Origin of the sequence: Yersinia sp. 1652 StPb PI (genome assembly GCF_041538345.1) — a bacterium.
GTDB classification, from domain to species: domain Bacteria; phylum Pseudomonadota; class Gammaproteobacteria; order Enterobacterales; family Enterobacteriaceae; genus Yersinia; species Yersinia enterocolitica_E.
The window spans coordinates 81,712-99,712 of the sequence record NZ_JAULSM010000001.1 but is presented as its reverse complement, the minus strand read 5'-3'; the positions used below and the strand labels follow the sequence as shown (position 1 = coordinate 99,712).

The following is an 18,001-nucleotide window of genomic DNA, read 5'->3' as shown; positions in this document are numbered from 1 at the left end:
GGATCGGCTCCCGTAAAGGTGAGAATGAAAATCTCTACCAGGGGAAAAGCATCCCGGCAGAGACAAGAGCCATTAGCTCGCTGAAGTAATTATCAGTTTGTAATCGTCATATTTCACCAGGAAGCTCTCTGTCAGCTCGACAGATTCCTCCCCCAGACGAACAAACAGGGTTAATGAAAATGTCACTTCCGTATCGGATGGAACGAACCGCTTACTCCAGGCATCCTGCGCTGCTTTTATCAGCGCAAGTTGCCGACGTTCCCACTCAGCGATGCTAAAGCGGTCTACGGCGCGATCCCAGGCCGATAACGTGATAGATACCGGTAAAAAAGCCAGTTCTTTGTCTTTGTGTGAGTCCATAGATGTTTCCTTACGCAAAAAAATAAGGGAACACCTATCCCTGGAGGGAAGCGTGTTCCCTTTAGGGTGAGTCAATCAGATAGGATGCCAATCAAGGCAAGTGGGATAAACGTACCTTCATCGCAGTAAACTGCGATCCCCGCTTTCAAAGATTCAGGGGGGTTACCGCTCTAAAAGCGTTGCATTTCAGGTCTAGGCAACTGGGGTTTGACCACCTTACAGCGCTACCTTACAGGTCATGGCAGCATTGGGTGTTGTCGAAGACAACGGTTCAACGACTAAAATCGTACACAATTCAAACGTACTCGACAAGCCCCCCTTTTTGCATAAATACTCACCGTTGGCACTGTCAAGATTCATCATCACTCACTCTGTTATAAACCCTGGCAACGTAATGTCCGCGCCCATCCCCATGCCCCAAATCCATCGAAACCATTGCTTCCGCCTCTTTTCGGCTCAATCCTTTATTCATATGATACTCCGTCGCTTCTCTGGAATAGGCATAGCGTATCGGGTACAGCTTGATTCAACGAGGCGTGTCGTCAGCAAGAAATATACCCAGCGAATAGAACGATATAATCTTAATCTGCGCACATATATCAAACGACTGACCCGCAGAATAATTTTCTTTTCTAAGTCAGAGGAAATGCACGATAAGATCATCGGTTGGTATCTCACCATTCATCATTATCAATAAATCTGCGTCACGACCAAATGTATGATGGAAACCATGCCAACCACACGCCCTATCTTTCTTTATGGCGAGATTTAACCCCCCTCGTTTTCCCCTATGTGATGAAAAATGGAAAACAATTAACAATAAACAGAATTGGTTCAGGCCTGCGGGATATTAATACGCTGCGTAATCGCATATCTCACCATGAACCCTTATGGAGGTCAGATAAAACTTACTTTATCGAGCAGGCAATAAATAAAGTTATACGTGAGTACAATCGGCATTTTGAGGTCATTAGATGGTGCAATCCTTCTAATCTTAAGTTATTAAGTACTGTAGATAAATCACAAAAAAAAAAATAAATGAACCTTGCAGCCAAAAATAATTATGGAAAAATAAAAAACTTCCTGCGGAACTTTCTGAGATTGGTTTAATTAATAATGAAACGTGGTTAGGGAATATCTTGTTAGAAACCCGACATACAGGCGAAATCGTAAATATTAATACCCAAAGTAATATAGCAATGATTCACAGCGAAAAATGTGGCAATACCTTTATTGCCTTTGCGAAATCATTTGTGGGAGGGATTAATGCATATGCGCTGGGTGAAAGGGTTTCATTTGAACCTGAAAGGAGCACGCAACAAGATGCACAACCTATTGCTGTTTCAATAAAGAGGGCGTAGGTGCACATTGATTTAGACTGTCATTGTGTAGTGGCATAGTGAATTTGGCCACCTGAATAGAGGTGATATCATCACCTCAACCACTAAACAGGTGAAAAAATGACTAACAAAACGAGGCAGACTTTCTCTGCTGAATTCAAACTTGAATGCGCTCAACTTATCCTTGACCAGGGCTACTCATTCCGTGCAGCCAGCCAAGCCATGAATGTCAGCACATCGGCTCTCGAATCATGGGCAAGACAGCTCCGTCTGGAGCGTGAAGGGGTCTCACCTAAAGCCTCGCCACTGACTGCCGAACAGCAGCGTATTCGTGAGTTGGAAAAGCAGGTTCGTCGCCTGGAGGAACACAACACCATATTAAAAAAGGCTACCGCTCTCTTGATGTCAGACTCCCTGAACAGTTCTCGCTAGTTGAAAAACTCAGAAGCAGTCACACCGTCAGCCTTCTCTGCGATGTTTTTGAAATACACCGCAGTAGCTATAAATATTGGGCAAAAAGGCGGCATGTCATCAATCCAGAGCGGGTCAGAGTCCATAGCGAAGTTCGTCGCATACACCGCCTCAGTAACGGTTCTGCCGGTGCCAGAACGCTTGCGGATATCCTTACCCGTGAGGGGCTTGCGTTAAGCCGATACCGGGCAAGCAAGATAATGAAAGCGCTGGGCCTGAGTAGCTGCCAGCCGGGTAAACATGCCTACAGAAAATCGACTCAAGAGCACACGAGTCTGCCAAATATACTGGAGCGCCAGTTCGCAGTAACGGAGCCTGACCAGGTCTGGTGCGGTGATATCACTTTTATCTGGACCGGACAGAAATGGAGTTACCTGGCTGTCGTGATGGATCTGTTCGCCCGTAAGCCAGTGGGTTGGGCAATGTCGCCGGTTGCGGATACAGAGCTCATCATTAACGCCCTGGAAATGGCCTGGGAAAGTCGTAATAAGCCAGAGGGGGTGATGTTCCACTCGGATCAGGGAAGCCAGTATACAAGCTTGAGGTACCGGCAACGGCTCTGGAAAAAGCAGATAAAACAGAGCGTCAGTCGGAGAGGAAACTGTTGGGATAATAGCCCGATGGAACGCTTCTTCCGTAGCCTGAAAAGCGAATGGATACCTGAAGGAGGCTACAGTGCAGCGAAAACAGCTCAACGAGAAGTCACTCGTTACATAACGGGTTACTACAACACGTTCAGACCTCATCAATACAACGGAGGTCTGACACCTGACGAGTCAGAGAGAAGATACCACGCAGCTTATAAAACCGTGGCCAGTTTTACTTGACCACTACAATCAGATGGGATGCCAATCAAGGCACGTTGGATAAGTACACCTTCATCGCAGCGTACTGCGATCCCCGCTTTCAAAGGTTCAGGGGGGTTACCGCTCTAAAGCGCGTCCTCTCAGGTGATGGTCGCTTTGGTTTGTGATTACCCGAAGGCGTCCCTCTCAAATCACCAGGACATTGGCTGTTGTCAGAGGCAACGGGTTAACATGTAAAATCGTACACAGTTCAAACTTATTCGACAAGCCTATTCCTGCAAAAAACACTCACCATTGGCAACTGTCAAGACTCATCATCACCACTAACTTTGTTATAAACCCTGGCAACATAATGACCACGTCCATCACCATGCCCCAGATCCATTGAGACCATTGCTTCCGCTTCTTTCCGGCTTAATCCCTTACTCATATGATAGTCCGTCGCCTCTTTGGAATAAGCATAGCGCAAACTGTGCGGAGACTCCTTCCCCGTTAGCCCGGCCTCTTTAAGTATATTTCGATACCGATCAATCGCAGAATGTAAATTAGGTTTATCTATAAGTCGGCCATTATGCTTATCGGCATATTTAATCGCCTCATTCACTGCGCGAATAACCGTATCGCGATCCACAACCGTGGTATCCCTCGGGCGTCCACCTTTGGTCCCGAATACAATGCGTAGGCGCGCATCCCCTTTATTCAATGCCTGCTGCCAGGTCTTTAACGACTTAGCGGATTGTACCGTCTCTTCTGTTCTCAATCCTAAATAACGGGCTAATTGCATTGCGGCAGCAACACCTTCGTCTTTATCACGGACCTGGGCGAGCGCTGCGTGATAGCGCTCGTCTGAAATAGCGACTTTTGAACCGTCACGACTGGCCCCCGATAAGCCGAGTGACGAATTACTTAATCGTTCATGATTCGGATCGGCGAGTTTCGTCCTGCCTGCTGTAGTGAACATCGCTCTAATCGCCGCCATTTCATTTTGCAGAGTACGTTTAGAGATATTATCTGACTGACGGCTTTTTATATAAAGCTCAACATGATTGGTTTTTACATTACTGATATCGCGGATCTGGATATTTAATTTCAACATACTTTCGGCGAAACGCGACGCTATTCTGGCGCGATCTGAAACGGTTTTAAAACTCCCGCCCGACTTTCGGGCCAGCGTGATTAATTGCTTGCTTAACTGCTTATTGGCTCTCGACATCCCCCCTCTCCTTTCGTCTTGAAAAACGCACGACATTACCGCCTTCGTCGCGAGGGATGAAGGACGTACCGAACTGCATTTTTGATGTATGCCAACAACGTCTGAACAACGTTCAGCGCGACGGTGATACATCCTGGCCCCGACGACACGGTGTGATTTGCGCTTCCTGCGGCTCGACTGATAACTGTGCATCGGGGTGGCAAAATGTTGAGTTCTTGTGAGGTATCCACAGCTCGCTGAGCTGCTTGCGGCTTGCGCCGGTACCTGACTACTGCCAGGTCACCTCCATCCATCAGCTTTGGCTGATGTTGCCATCGTTATCGAGTCGATTGTTCTCCTTCATTGCATAGATAAGCGTCTTCATGGGGTTACCCCGTTTTTATGACGCGATGGTTTAAAAAATGTTCTTTTACTGCTCGGGATGTTCCGTAGTCCGTGGTTCGGCCAGGGTACTACGTGTCGGTCAGAGCGTAGAAGACGTTGGAAAAGCCCGTATTACGTGGGTTCGTCCGTTATGCGCTTTGCGCGTCACTTGGTTTTCGTTTCACTTCATACAAGTGACGCGCTGCGCATATCCCGCGCCAAATGCTGCTTCTGCAGATGCCAAATGTTCCAATTGGCATAGCAGAACGCCGCAAATGTTGCCGGGATAGCTGGACGTAGGTCCAAAGAGATAAGGGCATAGACATGGTGTTTCTCCTGGTAATAGAGAAACTAGCCCGCTGGGGTGCAAGTTGTCGTGATGAAACTGACTGTCTGTGAGTGGATAAACGTACCTTCATCGCAGTGGTTCTGCGATCCCCGCTTTCAAAGATTCAGGGGGGTTACCGCTCTAAAAGCGTTGCATTTCAGGTCTAGGCAACTGAGGTTTGACCGCCTAACAGCGCTACTTTACAGGTCATGGAAGCATTGGGTGTTGTCAAAAACAACGATGAGACAGGGGCATCATAAATGAGAGTTCAAAAACCTTCAACAGAAACGAGGCGGAGATATATGCAGCAAAAGAGACTGAGTTTTGCACATACCCACCGCCAGAGTCTGTTCGCTTGCCCCGCTCACAGACCGCTCCCGTTTGCCGGGGTGCTGGGTGGCCCCCGGCTTCACTGGCTTTTCTGACCGTGGATATGTGCATAACTCAATTTATTTTTCAACATTGACAAGTTCTCAATCGCTTTTTTCTCCGTCAGTTTGACTGTCGGTTTTATATTATCCCCAGCACCTGGAGATACTGTCGAAATAACATCAACATCCGCTGTTTTGGATGGGTATAGTAACCAGATCACGGGGAAACCCCTTCCATTCACTAAGACTGTTTTTTTACAGACCACTACTGGTACAAAAGCATTATCCACTAACCCCAGCGCCCCAATCGCTCCTACTGATAGGCGGCTATGATCAATAATTTTTTTCTTCAAGAGTTGACTTTAACTGATCTAACATTGCAACTGCATGGGTTGCATATTCGCCAATCCATCGATCATAGATTGCTTTAATTGGAAGTGCATTCAGATGGTTCCAACGCTCACGTCCTTCTCGACTGAATATAACTAAGTCTGCCTCTTCAAGTATTTTGAGGTGCATCATAACTGTGCACCGATCCATTTCAGGAAAAAGCGCACATAGTGCACCCGTGGTTAACGGATTATTTTTTAGCTCATCTAAGAGGAGACGACGTGTCCGGTTAGAGAGCGCCTTGAATACCTGGTCATCTTCGTTTACATTTGACATGTTATAAATATATAACATATAGTCCAGTCTCTCAAGATAAAAAGGGTATTTCAATAACGTTAGATTTTCAGGTGTCTGCTCGGATGAGTAAGCCGGTCGAGGATGTGTATCAGGCGGTCGTCAACCCTGAGCAGCTTAGTGCCTATTTCACAACGATTGGAGGGGCAAGTAGACCGCTGGTTGCTGGAACTACCGTTATCTGGTGGGGCCGAACGCCTGTTGAGGTTATCGAGATTGTTGAGAATAAACGTATTGTGCTGCGCTGGGATGCCGAGATATCGCCAGGAAATAATCCTTACAAGACTTTAATCGAAATGCTCTTTATCCCCCTTGATGAGGGGAGTACTCTCGTCAAAATTGGTGAAACAGGTTGGGAAATGAGTGAATCAGGGCAAAAATCTTCCTATATCAACTGTGAGGGTTGGACCCAGATGCTGTGCGCAATGAAAGCGTGGCTAGAATATGGGATCAATCTCAGAGCAGGCTTTTATCAGAGTGAAATGCAGGGAGAACCTGCAAGTTTAGCTAATCATACCAATACTAAATAAGGAAAAATCTTTATGAATGCAGAAATTAAGGGGGGATTGATATCGCTATAAAAGTACCCACGTACCAGTATCAGCAGACGCTTGATTTTTACCGTAACGCTATCGGACTTGAAGAGATTACGGAAAAATCACCGGCTATCGGGTTTATACTTGGCCCGAATCGACTGTGGATCGATGAAGCACCAAGTTTTAGCCAGGCTGAAGTCTGGCTTGAACTGTTTACACCCGATTTTAAATTGGCTGAGCAGCATGTCCAAGAATGCGGGGTTGCACGTTGTGATACTGTCGAGCACCTACCCGAGGGATTTAAAGGGGGATGGATCATTAGCCCCTGCAATATTGTGCATATGCTACGAGAGCCGGAGGCTTGGTGAGTTGATGTTGGTATTTTTTACCCGGATCTTTGCCCAATACACTCTATCTAATTGAATTTTTAAACTCAGTATGTTGCTCTTATTTCCCACCACAATGATGCCAGGTTAAGGCTTAGCTTAAGCTGGCCAAAATAATACTTTTCCGTTGCCCCGACAGTGCCTGTGCACAACATATGTTAATGTTATGACATTAAGGTATGCAGAAGCGAACGGACGAGTTCTGACTCATAAATGGTTCCAAGTTTCAGCGAACCGGCAACCCGCATCATCTCATCCCAGTGAGTCTCAGTTTTCGATAAGTCAGTACATCCTCGCGCCAGTGCGTCTAGCGCACCGTAATTCGCTGATTTATCAGCGCGCCCGAACATTGTTTAACCAGCATCAGCCAGGCGTGGGGAAAAATGTTATCCCAGTAGCCAGAGCAGGCCAAAGATAATGTCGCTGGTGCCTGTCTTGTCCGTCATGATTTCAACCGGGTTCAGCCCCGTTTGTTGTTCAAGTAGCCCTTCCAACACAAAGATGGAGTCCCGCAGCGTGCCCGAGATCACTATGCCGTGAAAACCGGAACTGGAAATGACCGTACAGGAGAAACCACCGCGTCCGAGGTTTGCGGTGCTGATGAAAGCTTTCTTGTGTACCGATCCGTACCAAGGCATCCTGTATGGTGGCCTCTCCGTTTTGCCAGCCCCGCCATCCGACAATCGCCTTGGCCTTTGGCTGGGAATCTACCTCTCATCCCCATTCCACCGTTGACAAAGCCAGAGCGCGACAATGACCGCGAAAAGAACGGGTAACAACCCCAGCAAAGATAGCCGTGAGGCTGGCAACCCGGATTGGAGCGCGCTACCACCAAGCATACCCGCTGCCGCGATACCCAAATTGAAAGCCGAACTGTTCAAGGAGAGCGCGAGTGCTGGTGCCAGATCACTTGACGCGGTTGCCACCCATGTATTCAGTGGTGGGAAAGTCGAAAAATATGCCAGACCGACGAGGCTCACCGCGACAACTGCAACCCATGCCGAATGACTTGAAAAGGTAGTGACGAAAAGCGCAATACACGTAGCTGCCAGTGTAACAACCATTGATCCCGGCAGGCTGCGATCAGCAACCATGGCACCGAGTTGATTTCCAACGAGACAGGCGGCCCCATAGACAAAAAGTGAGAGGGCCAACCAATGTTGGGCGACGCCGGCCTCCCCCAGCATTGGAACTATGAAGGTAAGCAGAGTCAGCGCACCTAGGGCGGCGAGCGCGCTCATCGCAATGCCGCCGCTCACATCTGGACGTAGCAGCACGCGCAGCGCTCCGAAGCCGATGGATTTCGGCGCGTCCAATCGGGGAAACGCATACAAGATCAAGGCGAGAGTGCCCGCGATCAACATGGAGATCGCTAGGAATGATGCGCGCCATCCAAGGGTTTGCGCCAAGGCGGTTCCAATCGGAACACCGACCACCGTAGCAACCCCTAGCCCGAGGGTAATGCGTCCGATTGTCCGCGCTTTGCGATCCGGAGCGGCAGTCTCCATCGCGGTGAGAATAAACATCACGAGAATTGTGGTGTGCATCGCTCCCGTGAGAATACGGGCCGCCATCAGCACGCCGAACGTAGGTGCGAAGGCCGCCAACAGGGAACCCACCGTGTAAAGCGCAACGACCGTCGCCGTCAGGCCAAAGGGCCGCATGGTGGATGTCAGGATTGCCAGAAGCGGACCCGCCACAACAGCGGTTCCCGCATATGCCGTTATGAGCAAGCCGGTTTGCGCGATGGAGATTCCGAGAGACGCACTGAGTTGCGGAAGCATTCCCGCAATCACATTTTCGGATGTCCCAAGCGCAAAGGCACCTAGAAAAAAAGCGGCTTGTAGCGGGATGCCTCCCGCTTCTTTATTAACAATCTCCATGTTGGCCCCATTGTATTGTTTTCACTTTAGATGACGCGCGCCGGTGCGATGTGGCGACTTCAGCGCGCCTTGGTCGGTTATCTGGCGTTCTCCCTTGGGAGATCGACGGTCAGGTTCAGGGAAGCAGGAGTATTTTCCCTAGGCTGTGTCCGGCTTTGATTTGTTCAAGCGCGACCGTCGCCTCGGATAAGGGAAGGGTTTCGGCGATCCGGATGTTCAGCAGACCTTGCGCCGCGAGCTTCGCAACCTGATGAAGTTCATCGTCTGGATGGCTTACCCAGGGAATGCCAGCGGTATGAGAGTGTCCGTCGCCCCATGCGGTCACGGCCCGGCCGCCAGCAGGCAGCAGTGCGACGGTGGTTGCAACCGAGGCAGCGCCGCCAACGGCATCCGCGCTGGCTGTTATGGGGCCGAGCCTGCGGATCGTATCCACCATGTTGGCGGTATAATCGACCGGGTGAGCGCCCAATGACCTAAGATAGTCGTGGTTGGCTGGGGACGAGGTTCCGATAACGCGCGCACCGCGTGCGACGGCCACCTGAACAGCGGCGGAGCCGACACCGCCAGCAGCGCCATGAACCAGCAGTGTGTCAGCCTTGGTGATCCCGAGATGATGGATCATGGAATAGCCCGCGACCGCTGATGATGGGAGTCCTGCCGCTTGCTCGATGCTGACTTCCGGCGGCCGAACGACGATCTGGCGTGTACCCACCGCCACATATTCTCTGAACGTGCCCGCGCGGCTGCCCGAGGTCACAGCCAGACGGGCGCGACTGTCCACGATCACCGCCTGTCCCACAGCGAAGTCGTGCACGCCCTCGCCGATAGCCTCGATGATCCCGGTACTTGCCCAGCCCGGAGTGCCGGGAAACGGGGCCGGGTCGCTTCGGAATAATCCCGCGACAAGCTTCCAGTCAATCGGATTGACGCCGATCAACTCGTTGCGCACCAGCACTTGACCGCGCGCCGGGTCGGGGACAGTTTCGCCTTCCCAGCGCAAAACCTCGGGGCCGCCATGTTCGTAGTAGACGATTCGTTTGCTCATGCTGCAAATACTACAGTCTCACACCAATGTCAGAGTCAAGTGATTTCTGACAACGTTCGCGTAAGGTGTTATCAGGCTGGGCTGGCGGTGATAATTTCGTCCAGAGCCTTCACCGAGGCGCGCAGGGTAGCGATACGATCAAGGAGGTTCTTTCGCTCCGCGACCAGATAGTCATTGAGGTCCGCGCACGACAGCCGCAGCCCGTCGCGATGCTGCATCATACAGGGCAGGATGCGTTCGATCTTTTGCGTACTCAACCCAGCTGCGAGCAGGGCTTGTATGCGTTGAACCCGCACCACATCGACATCCGCATAAGTCCGGTAGCCGCTCGCCATCCGCTCAGGGTGCAGCAGATTCTGTTCCTCATAATATCGCAGCGACCGGATGCTCACCCCAGTTCGCCGCGACAATTCACCGATCTTCATCTTATCCTACCTACTTGCATCGCAATCTCTTTCATCAATGTGAGATATTAGCGGCAAGGCATCCTCTCGTCCATGGCGGGTCGATAAAGTCATGGCGGATGAGGAATTGCCTGCCAGATCGCAATTCTCGACCGACAAGCGGTCACATATGCCGGCCAGATTCTTGAGCCTGTCCTCCGCTTCGCTCTGACCGGGCGGAGTACTAAGGGCGTTGCGTTTGCGCGATATAAAAAAAACTCAGATTATGGGTGGAGGCCGGAACCACGGAAATCTCTGTTACCAGAATGGGAGATTTCAACCCGAAGTGAATTTCCACTTAAAAGGTAGAGGGAAAGTACGATCTCGATTAGCTCCTTTACTGCAGGATAATACTCGTGGGCTGTCAAACCAACAGCTTTGCTCTCCATATCCTCATGCACGAAGCAGCTTCGGATCTGGCAAGCTGCGAATAAGAATCTTGAGGGCTAAATCCGTGTTCAGCCCTTATGTCGGATAAGCACAGCCAGTTGCCTGACTGTGCTCTCCTAAGAACGGGGCGTGCGACTTTCACCGCACTCCGCTCAAGCCTCTCAAAGGCATTTATTGTTACCCGGCAAGGCTTCAAGTCTTGGTAATGGAAACGCCTCCGTCGACAAACAGTGTCGTCCCCGTCACAAAGCTTGAAGCATCAGAAGCCAAGTACAGCGCCGACTGCGCAATTTCTTCCGCTTGCGCCATGCGTTTCAAAGCATGAATACTTTCCACGAAAGCCTTCTGTTCAGTGGTATGAGCTGAAGCTCGCCCCATTTCTGTGTCAGTGCCACCCGGCATCAATGCGTTCACCCGTAAACCTAGCGCACCATACTCTGCCGCCAACGTGCGAGTGAGACCCACTAGACCGGCTTTGCTCGCTGCATAGGCCGCCATCCCTGGAAGACCCACACTGTAACCCACAAAGGAAGAAGTAAAGATCAACGAGGCTGTCTTCCGCTTAAGCAGTTCTGGGATCTGGTGCTTGGCACTGAAGAATGCACTGGTCAGATTAGTATCTAGTGTGTCATGCCAGCCGTCAGCAGAGATATGGGTGATACTGCCCAATTCCCCCAAAGTTCCCGCATTGTTAAAGGCAATATCCAGACCACCATAGTGTTTTACCGCCAGACTGACCGCCTCCTGAGCACAGTCTTCATCCTTCACGTCCCCCGCCAGGGCAATAGCCTTCCCGCCAGCCGAGACGATCTCATCCACCAATTGATCCAGTACCAAAGCACGCCGTGCGACAACGACCACGTTTGCGCCTTCTCTGGCGAAAAGCTTCGCTGCCTCAAAACCTATACCTGAACTCGCACCGGTAATGATCGCTGTCTTGTTTACTAAAATAGTCATAATTTAACCTTGCTTGATATTGGATTCATGTACAAATATTTTGGTCTTTCACGCTCAAGCAGTTTGCGCTTACGTTCAACGCCCCAACGATAGCCAGACAAAGAACCATCGCTGCGCACCACGCGATGACAGGGGATCGCAACAGCAAGATTGTTTGCGCCGCATGCGTTTGCTACAGCCCTCATGGCGGTCTGAACCGTACCGGGTTTTCGGGAGACTAAACTCTCAGTGAAAGGAGACCCGAAATGACATCCAAACGAGCAAACCGTTACCCACCAGAGCTGCGTGAGCGGGCTGTCCGAATGCTGCTGGAACAGCGCAGTGAATATCACTCTGAACATGCCGCCATCAACTCCATCGCGCCAAAAATTGGCTGTAGTCCCGACACACTCAGAGCCTGGCTGCGTCGACATGAACGCAATAATGGTGCAGATGATGGCGGGCTCACAGGCGATGAGCGTCAGCGACTCAAAGAGCTGGAGCAGGAGGTTCGTGAGCTGCGGCGCAGCAACGATATTCTGCGCCAGGCCTCGGCTTATTTTGCGAAGGCGGAGTACGACCGTCTGTGGAAAAAATAATGCCGCTGCTGGATACCCTCAGCGGTAGTCACGGGGTCGGACCGGTATGTCATGAGCTGAATATCGCCCCGTCGACGTACTACCGGCACCGTGAATACCGCCAGCATCCAGAGAAACGTAGTCAGCGTGACCACCGTGACGACCAGTTGAAACCGGAAATACAACGAGTGTATGACGAAAACTACAGCGTCTATGGCATCCGTAAAGTCTGGAGGCAGTTGCAGCGTGAGGGCTTCAGCGTGGCCAGATGCACCATCGCGCGACTGATGAAGGCTATGGGTCTGGCCGGAGTTCTTCGGGGTAAAAAAGTGCGGACTACGGTCAGCCGGAAAGACGTTGCGGCAAGCGACAGGGTAAACCGCCAGTTCGTGGCAGAACGGCCCAATCAGCTTTGGGTGGCAGATTTTACGTACGTGAGCACCTGGCAGGGGTTCGCCTACGTGGCGTTCATCATCGACGTGTTCGCAGGCGTTATCGTGGGCTGGCGGGTGTCATCGTCGATGGAAACCACGTTCGTACTGGATGCGCTAGAGCAGGCTCTGTGGGCCCGGCGGCCGTCCGGCACTATCCATCACTCGGATAAAGGCTCGCAGTACGTATCGCTGGCGTACACGCAGCGACTGCAGGAAGCGGCTCTTCTGGCTTCAACGGGCAGCACGGGTGACTCTTATGATAATGCCATGGCCGAAAGTATTAACGGGCAGTATAAAGCGGAGGTGATACACCGGCAGAGCTGGAAAAACCGACAGGAAGTGGAGCTGGCCACACTGGCATGGGTGGACTGGTACAACAATCGTCGGCTGCTTGAGCGGCTCGGCCATATCCCACCTGCTGAAGCAGAAAAAGCATATTACGCTTCCATCGGGAAAAAGGATCTGGCAGCCTGAGTTCCCGGACTTAACTCTCTCCCACAAAACCGGTACGGTTCAGTCGGCATTCCAATCCTCACCGCAATATCAGCGTAGGTAGCTGTCGTACCTACCGGAATTTCCCGAAGCGCTTGCCACACACGCTCCTGAAATACTGTCCCTCTTATATCCAGAGGAAGCGTTAGACCTATATCCGGTGATTCAATGAAACCGACCACAATGGCCACGAGTGTTTCAAATTCTGTATCTCCGCCCAAAAGGTTAGCATTCGGGAATTGATCCTGGAAATTCTTCACCAAAAGAGCCGGGTCATCACCCAGCAATATGGCACAAATACCCTTCGAACTTTGAGCGACTAGGATCGAACCGAGGGAACATTCCCCTACCGCAAACTTGATATCGACATTCGTTCCCCCTGAACGATATTCGGAAGGTTTCATACCCAGAATGCTCTGGGAGGCTTCATAGAAACGACTGTTTGAGTTGTAGCCTGCTTCATACATTGCATCGGTGATCGTTACAGACTGAGTAAGCTGCTCCCTGACACGAGAGCCTCGCGATGCCTGACCGTATTCTTTCGGTGTCAAGCCCGTGATCTTCTTGAAAACCCGGTGAAAGTGAGAGGAGCTTAATCCGGCTTTTTCTGCCAGGTCACTCAGGGTATAGAGAGAGTCAGAAGTATCAATATGCCTGCACACATCCACTACAATAGCTGCGTATTTTTTAGCTAAAGTTTCCTGATCCATACCAACACGCTTCGATACACGGAAGCCTGCTGCTTCAGCTTCTGCCGCAGAGTCGAAAAAAATGACATTCTCTGGCCGCGGGAGTTTCGTCGGACTACAGGGATAGCAATAAACTCCCGTTGTAATCACGCCATAGACGAACTGCTCATTGTCATTGACCTGTCGATTGATCAGAGCAACCCAACATGGATCGTCTTCGATACAAGTGCCAGATATGTCTTGCGGATGTTTGGTGACTCTCATGTATGTGCCCTCCTGAGGGTTCTCCAAAGAATAGCTATAGCTATTGGCAAAAACACTCCGAGTATTGCTTTCAAATTCTTGGAGTACCCAGAATGACCCTAACCCAAAATCCTGCTCCATTCAGAAACAGAATTCCGGCATGATAATGACTCCCCTGAGCGGAGGTTGTGCCGATGAAAAAATCACGATTCACCGAAGAACAGATTGTCTTTGCCCTGAAGCAGGCCGAGCTGGGTACATCGGTGCCTGAAGTCTGTCGTAAACTGGGTATCTCTGATGCCACCTTTTACACGTGGCGTAAAAAATACGGCGGAATTTCCCCTTCAGAGCTGAAGCACATGCGGCAGCTCGAAGAAGAAAATCTCAGGCTGAAGAGGCTGGTTGCCGATCTGAGCCTCGACAAGGCGATGCTGCAGGATGTGCTGGCAAAAAAGAACTGACGCTGGCACGCCTGCGCGAATGGGTCAGGGATTTACAGGCCCGATACGGTGCCAGCGAAAGACAAATCTGTTTTGCGCTACGGCTCAGCCGGAGCTCGTTTAGATATAGTTCTGTTGCTGCCGATGACAGCGCACTGCGCCTGCGTATTCGTGAGATCACCGAAACGCGAATTCACTACGGATATCGTCGGGTACACGTGATGCTCCGGCGTGAGGGCTGGCGCGACAATCACAAACGGATCTACCGCCTCTACTGTGAGCAAGGGCTGTCGCTACGCCTCAAACGGCCACGTCGCAATAAATCTGCCCAGCGGCGACAGCCGCAGCCTCAGGGCTTATATCCAAACCACGTCTGGGGCATGGATTTTGTTTCTGATGCGTTGTTTGACGGGCGACGACTGCGCCTGTTGACGGTTATCGATCTTTACACCCGCGAATGCCTGGGGATCTGTGTGGGACAGAATCTGCGTTCGACAGAAGTGGCAGAGATGCTGAACAACATAGCGCTCAGGCGTCCTTTACCGCAGTTGCTGAAAACCGATAATGGTTCTGAATTTGCAGGGAAAATGTTGGACAAGTGGGTGTATGAAAGAGGGATCAGGATCGACTTCTCACGCCCGGGAACACCGACGGACAACGCTACGGTGGAGTCCTTTAATGGCAGGTTGCGGCAGGAATGTTTGAACGAGAACTGGTTCATGTCTGTGGAGGATGCACGGTGCAAAATCGAGGGCTGGCGCATACACTATAACCAGAGCCGTCCCCATTCTGCCCTGGGCTGGATGACACCTTCTGAATTTGCCGAGAAATCTGCCGGTTGCCAGAATATGCAGCCAGAATGAAGCCGGCTATTCCTGATTATGAATGGATCACATATGGGGAGCGGGTCACAATCCGGTTATTCCTGATTATGAATGGATCACATACGGGGAGCGGGTCACTTCCCAAATCATGCGAATACTTTTTCCCGTCAACGTTATAGTTGAACACTTTTCGCATTCCCAGGATGGCAGGGCTCCAGCCATCTTTGAAACTGTTACCCGATAGATGTGTCTTGATCTCGTCCTGTTCCAGCCAGGCTGGTTTTACGTAGGTCGACCCATCATCACAAGATACGTTGAACATGTAATGCCTCTAAATTGCGTATTGATATGACTCATATTGAGAAAACATGAGTGCCTGAAAACACGCTTACCTTCGGACGAATCAATAAATGAGTCTATTTTTAACTCAAATTGAGAAATTTATAATTTCCATACCTCGTTATTCCCTGTGATGACTCAAAATGCGTCATGAAATGCCTCACAGTGAGTCATCTTTCATACGGCAAACATGTTGTCCCAACATCGCATCTGCCGTAATGTAGTGGTGACAAAACTCTGGAGGTTAAGGACTATGACCAACAAGGCATCAAGTCAGCAGGATGATATCTGGGCCGTTATCGCCAAGGGGCTAGTAGAAGCAGTAAAAATGGTGTTTTCAATTTTTGCATTCCTTTTAACCACAAATAAAACTCAATATGTTGATGTGAAAGAAGAGGATGGTTGGCGTGAAGGCCATAGTGGTACTGGTTGCTATATGGGAAACACTCGTATAGATGATGAAAATATGGATAAATGATTTGTTAAAAAACCATCTATCCATTAGTCAATATATTCAATTATTACTTTTTAATCGCACTACGCCCTTTCGTCACAACTGCCTTAGCGGTTTCCATTGCAGAAGCGCCCCCTTTAGCGCCCGCATCCATACTTCCTTTGCTTGCATTACTTACAGCAGATGAAATTGCGGCACCGAGCTGTACCCCACTCCAGCCTACAGCCCCAAACCAAAATGCAGGCAGCACCACAAACATCGACCCCAGCACCAGATTCATGATCCAGCCTTCAGCCCCAACGCTACTGAACCAGTTGTAATACCCACGCGCACCGGTGTAGACGATTTCAATGAGCCGATCGTCAAGCCAACTACCCAGTTCCCACCAGAACGTCACGAAAGTCATCGCAAACATGGCAAAAGTCAGCGTTACCACCACTTTGGGATCATAGGCACCGAACAGCATCACCAGAGGAATACAGATAACCATCGCCATCATCAGAATGCCATGCACCATAGGCAAAGCCTGGCGCAACGCATCAAATGCCGGTAACTGAGTCGCTTGTGCAGAGAATGCGCCCAGGCCGCTGACCATCTGCTTGAAGCTGCTATCAAGAGCGATCCCGGTTCCCCGCTGGCTTCCTGCCATATAGGTTTCATGCCCCCCGGACATCAGGGTATTTTGCGGACTGACCAGCCAGCGCAACAGGTTTTCCTCCCAGTTTTCGCCATCAACAAACTTCATCCTGTTGGCGACTTTCGTGTTATAGGCACCCGACAACCGACTTTTCAGCCCTGTACCGGATGCACTCCACCACTCTTTGCACGTTGGATACCCGCCCCGTCCCACATCGGGATAACCGCTATCCCGACTGTCGCTGTACGGCCACTGAGAACGGGGTGAGGTAGACGTGTAGTAGTCATAATATCCGCCCGTATTCAGGAAGTAGCTCGAACCTATCCAGCCCACCGAATTGATGGTGGCATCAGTAAGCTGGCTATTGGTGGATTTCAGCTTGAAATAGGCCTTGGAATAGCACTGGTTGGCGAATTCCTGTACCTCCTGTCGGGTCACCGGATCAATAAGTTGGGTATGTTGCACCTCAAAGCGCAACTGGCGCAGTTCCATACCACAAGGGATGGACGCAATGGCCGCATGCGTCACCCCTTTTGACAGGTTGTGAACCAGATACCACCACATCGGCACCTTGGCAACCTGGCCGTTGAAGTCGGTCAGTAACCCGCCATAGCCTGACTCATCCGGCTTGGGCACATTGGTGCCGCATTGCCTGGAACGGGTTTGGTCAAACTTCATGACTGTCAGATCAACCTCTTTGAACGGCATCGCACAGAACAGGATCACCACGAATGCCACGTACAACACCTGCTCGATGCGAGGGAGTGCCAGTGCCCCCTTGTTTCCCTCGTCATCCCCTTCAGTACGTACCTTCAACCAGACTCCGGCCACTTTCAGTACCAACGGCAACGCGAACAATCCCGTGGTGGTAATGATGGTCCACAGGGCGTTATTAATCAGCCAGCCCAGGAACACCAGGAAAAACTCCAGATAACTGTCCGTCGTCATCACATCCCCCAACGGTAACTGGTGAACTCAATCAGCAAGGCCAGGCACACCATCATCACTTCGATTCGGTAAACCGCACCCGGTGAAGGAGCCTGACGCAACAATGTCGCCCGGACACGGTGAATCCACATTGCGGCCACAATGCCGTACAACGTTAACCGCCAGATAAACAGCGGAACTCTCGCCAGTTGTAACCAGTCAGTCAGTGCGGTTTCATGCCCGGCCAGATACAATCCCAATGCCGTCGCACATCCCCCCAGTAGCAAAATTCCTACCATACCGAAAATAAAACCTGCAGCTTTACGCCACCGGTGCGGCATCTTTTTCTCTGGTTGGCTTTCGTCCTTCGATACTCTTACGGTCACCAT

Annotated in this window: 18 protein-coding genes, 4 pseudogenes and 1 other annotated feature; of the genes and pseudogenes, 7 read left to right on the top strand and 15 right to left on the bottom strand. The window is 50.7% G+C overall.

All coding sequences use genetic code 11. The annotated features are described in order from the left end of the window. Positions 1–72 precede the first annotated feature (72 nt). Together Q2T71_RS00520 and Q2T71_RS00515 are read right to left on the bottom strand one after the other, a co-directional pair. Complete coding sequence (locus Q2T71_RS00520; RefSeq protein WP_372557778.1) at positions 73–360, bottom strand: hypothetical protein; 288 nt, start codon at positions 358–360, stop codon at positions 73–75. Between the two features lie 349 nt (positions 361–709). Beyond that, positions 710–871: pseudogene (locus Q2T71_RS00515) on the bottom strand (DNA-binding protein); the annotation flags it as partial. Between Q2T71_RS00515 and Q2T71_RS00510 the strand changes: the two are divergent. The 3 genes and pseudogenes from Q2T71_RS00510 to Q2T71_RS00500 form a co-directional block, all read left to right on the top strand. Next, positions 869–1,057, top strand: a pseudogene (locus tag Q2T71_RS00510) (IS1 family transposase); the annotation flags it as partial. The pseudogenes Q2T71_RS00515 and Q2T71_RS00510 sit on opposite strands and share 3 nt — an antisense overlap. Positions 1,058–1,499: 442 nt before the next feature. After that, complete coding sequence (locus Q2T71_RS00505; protein WP_372557777.1) at positions 1,500–1,721, top strand: hypothetical protein; 222 nt, start codon at positions 1,500–1,502, stop codon at positions 1,719–1,721. A 99-nt stretch (positions 1,722–1,820) separates the two neighbouring features. Continuing rightward, positions 1,821–2,998, top strand: a protein-coding gene (locus Q2T71_RS00500) for an IS3 family transposase (RefSeq protein ID WP_372557776.1) whose coding sequence is annotated in 2 segments (ribosomal slippage) — positions 1,821–2,079 and positions 2,079–2,998 — 1,179 coding nt in all. Because the reading frame shifts where the segments join, the coding sequence is not laid out codon by codon here. Between the two features lie 283 nt (positions 2,999–3,281). On the opposite strand, the gene Q2T71_RS00495 is transcribed toward Q2T71_RS00500, so the two are convergent. From Q2T71_RS00495 to Q2T71_RS00485, 3 genes are all read right to left on the bottom strand, one after another. Continuing rightward, positions 3,282–4,190 (bottom strand): integrase domain-containing protein, encoded by a 909-nt coding sequence (locus Q2T71_RS00495; protein WP_372557775.1) that lies wholly within the window; start codon positions 4,188–4,190, stop codon positions 3,282–3,284. A gap of 1,100 nt (positions 4,191–5,290) precedes the next feature. Then, the gene (locus Q2T71_RS00490) at positions 5,291–5,605 is read right to left on the bottom strand and encodes a hypothetical protein (protein WP_372557774.1); all 315 of its coding nucleotides are present in this window, start codon (positions 5,603–5,605) and stop codon (positions 5,291–5,293) included. Next, positions 5,586–5,936, bottom strand: a complete 351-nt coding sequence (locus Q2T71_RS00485) for an ArsR/SmtB family transcription factor (RefSeq protein ID WP_372557773.1) — start codon at positions 5,934–5,936, stop codon at positions 5,586–5,588. The genes Q2T71_RS00490 and Q2T71_RS00485 overlap by 20 nt, the downstream gene beginning before the upstream one ends. Positions 5,937–6,001: 65 nt before the next feature. Here Q2T71_RS00485 and Q2T71_RS00480 point away from each other — a divergent pair, with 65 nt between their 5' ends. Further along, positions 6,002–6,466: an SRPBCC domain-containing protein gene (locus tag Q2T71_RS00480; RefSeq protein WP_372557772.1), complete on the top strand. Its 465-nt coding sequence runs from the start codon at positions 6,002–6,004 to the stop codon at positions 6,464–6,466. A 574-nt stretch (positions 6,467–7,040) separates the two neighbouring features. Here Q2T71_RS00480 and Q2T71_RS00475 read toward each other — a convergent pair. From Q2T71_RS00475 to Q2T71_RS00450, 6 genes and pseudogenes are all read right to left on the bottom strand, one after another. After that, positions 7,041–7,496: pseudogene (locus Q2T71_RS00475) on the bottom strand (Tn3 family transposase); the annotation flags it as partial. A gap of 69 nt (positions 7,497–7,565) precedes the next feature. Next, positions 7,566–8,741, bottom strand: a complete 1,176-nt coding sequence (locus Q2T71_RS00470) for an MFS transporter (RefSeq protein WP_372557771.1) — start codon at positions 8,739–8,741, stop codon at positions 7,566–7,568. Between the two features lie 115 nt (positions 8,742–8,856). After that, positions 8,857–9,786, bottom strand: coding sequence for an NADP-dependent oxidoreductase (locus tag Q2T71_RS00465; protein ID WP_372557770.1), 930 nt, complete (start codon positions 9,784–9,786; stop codon positions 8,857–8,859). A gap of 71 nt (positions 9,787–9,857) precedes the next feature. After that, positions 9,858–10,211, bottom strand: coding sequence for a MerR family transcriptional regulator (locus Q2T71_RS00460; RefSeq protein WP_372557769.1), 354 nt, complete (start codon positions 10,209–10,211; stop codon positions 9,858–9,860). A 600-nt stretch (positions 10,212–10,811) separates the two neighbouring features. Further along, positions 10,812–11,576, bottom strand: coding sequence for an SDR family oxidoreductase (locus Q2T71_RS00455; protein ID WP_372557768.1), 765 nt, complete (start codon positions 11,574–11,576; stop codon positions 10,812–10,814). Then, positions 11,573–11,767, bottom strand: a pseudogene (locus Q2T71_RS00450) (methylated-DNA--[protein]-cysteine S-methyltransferase); the annotation flags it as partial. The pseudogene Q2T71_RS00450 and the gene Q2T71_RS00455, both read right to left, overlap by 4 nt. Before the next feature lie 54 nt (positions 11,768–11,821). Between Q2T71_RS00450 and Q2T71_RS00445 the strand changes: the two are divergent. After that, a protein-coding gene (locus Q2T71_RS00445) for an IS3 family transposase (RefSeq protein WP_372557759.1) occupies positions 11,822–13,041 on the top strand; the annotation gives its coding sequence in 2 pieces (ribosomal slippage) (positions 11,822–12,116 and positions 12,116–13,041; 1,221 coding nt in all). Beyond that, positions 12,109–12,225: a sequence feature (AL1L pseudoknot), on the top strand. (Overlaps the previous gene by 117 nt.) On the opposite strand, the gene Q2T71_RS00440 is transcribed toward Q2T71_RS00445, so the two are convergent. After that, positions 13,005–14,012: a bifunctional transcriptional activator/DNA repair enzyme AdaA gene (locus Q2T71_RS00440; RefSeq protein ID WP_372557767.1), complete on the bottom strand. Its 1,008-nt coding sequence runs from the start codon at positions 14,010–14,012 to the stop codon at positions 13,005–13,007. The two genes, Q2T71_RS00445 and Q2T71_RS00440, sit on opposite strands and share 37 nt — an antisense overlap. Before the next feature lie 173 nt (positions 14,013–14,185). Here Q2T71_RS00440 and Q2T71_RS00435 point away from each other — a divergent pair. Next, positions 14,186–15,294, top strand: a protein-coding gene (locus Q2T71_RS00435) for an IS3 family transposase (protein ID WP_372557766.1) whose coding sequence is annotated in 2 segments (ribosomal slippage) — positions 14,186–14,447 and positions 14,447–15,294 — 1,110 coding nt in all. Because the reading frame shifts where the segments join, the coding sequence is not laid out codon by codon here. Between the two features lie 16 nt (positions 15,295–15,310). Here Q2T71_RS00435 and parM read toward each other — a convergent pair. Continuing rightward, a complete protein-coding gene (gene parM / locus Q2T71_RS00430; RefSeq protein ID WP_372557765.1) occupies positions 15,311–15,577 on the bottom strand; it encodes a plasmid segregation protein ParM domain-containing protein in 267 nt (88 codons plus the stop codon). A 270-nt stretch (positions 15,578–15,847) separates the two neighbouring features. Between parM and Q2T71_RS00425 the strand changes: the two genes are divergently transcribed. Beyond that, positions 15,848–16,072 carry a hypothetical protein gene (locus tag Q2T71_RS00425; protein ID WP_372557764.1) on the top strand — a complete coding sequence of 75 codons (225 nt, stop codon included), beginning with the start codon at positions 15,848–15,850 and terminating at the stop codon, positions 16,070–16,072. Between the two features lie 43 nt (positions 16,073–16,115). Here the strand turns inward: Q2T71_RS00425 and Q2T71_RS00420 are convergent, their stop codons facing one another. Then, on the bottom strand, positions 16,116–17,633 hold the full coding sequence (locus Q2T71_RS00420) for a conjugal transfer protein TraG N-terminal domain-containing protein (protein WP_372557763.1): 1,518 nt from the start codon (positions 17,631–17,633) through the stop codon (positions 16,116–16,118). Beyond that, positions 17,633–18,001 carry a hypothetical protein gene (locus Q2T71_RS00415; RefSeq protein WP_372557762.1) on the bottom strand — a complete coding sequence of 123 codons (369 nt, stop codon included), beginning with the start codon at positions 17,999–18,001 and terminating at the stop codon, positions 17,633–17,635. The genes Q2T71_RS00420 and Q2T71_RS00415 overlap by 1 nt, the downstream gene beginning before the upstream one ends.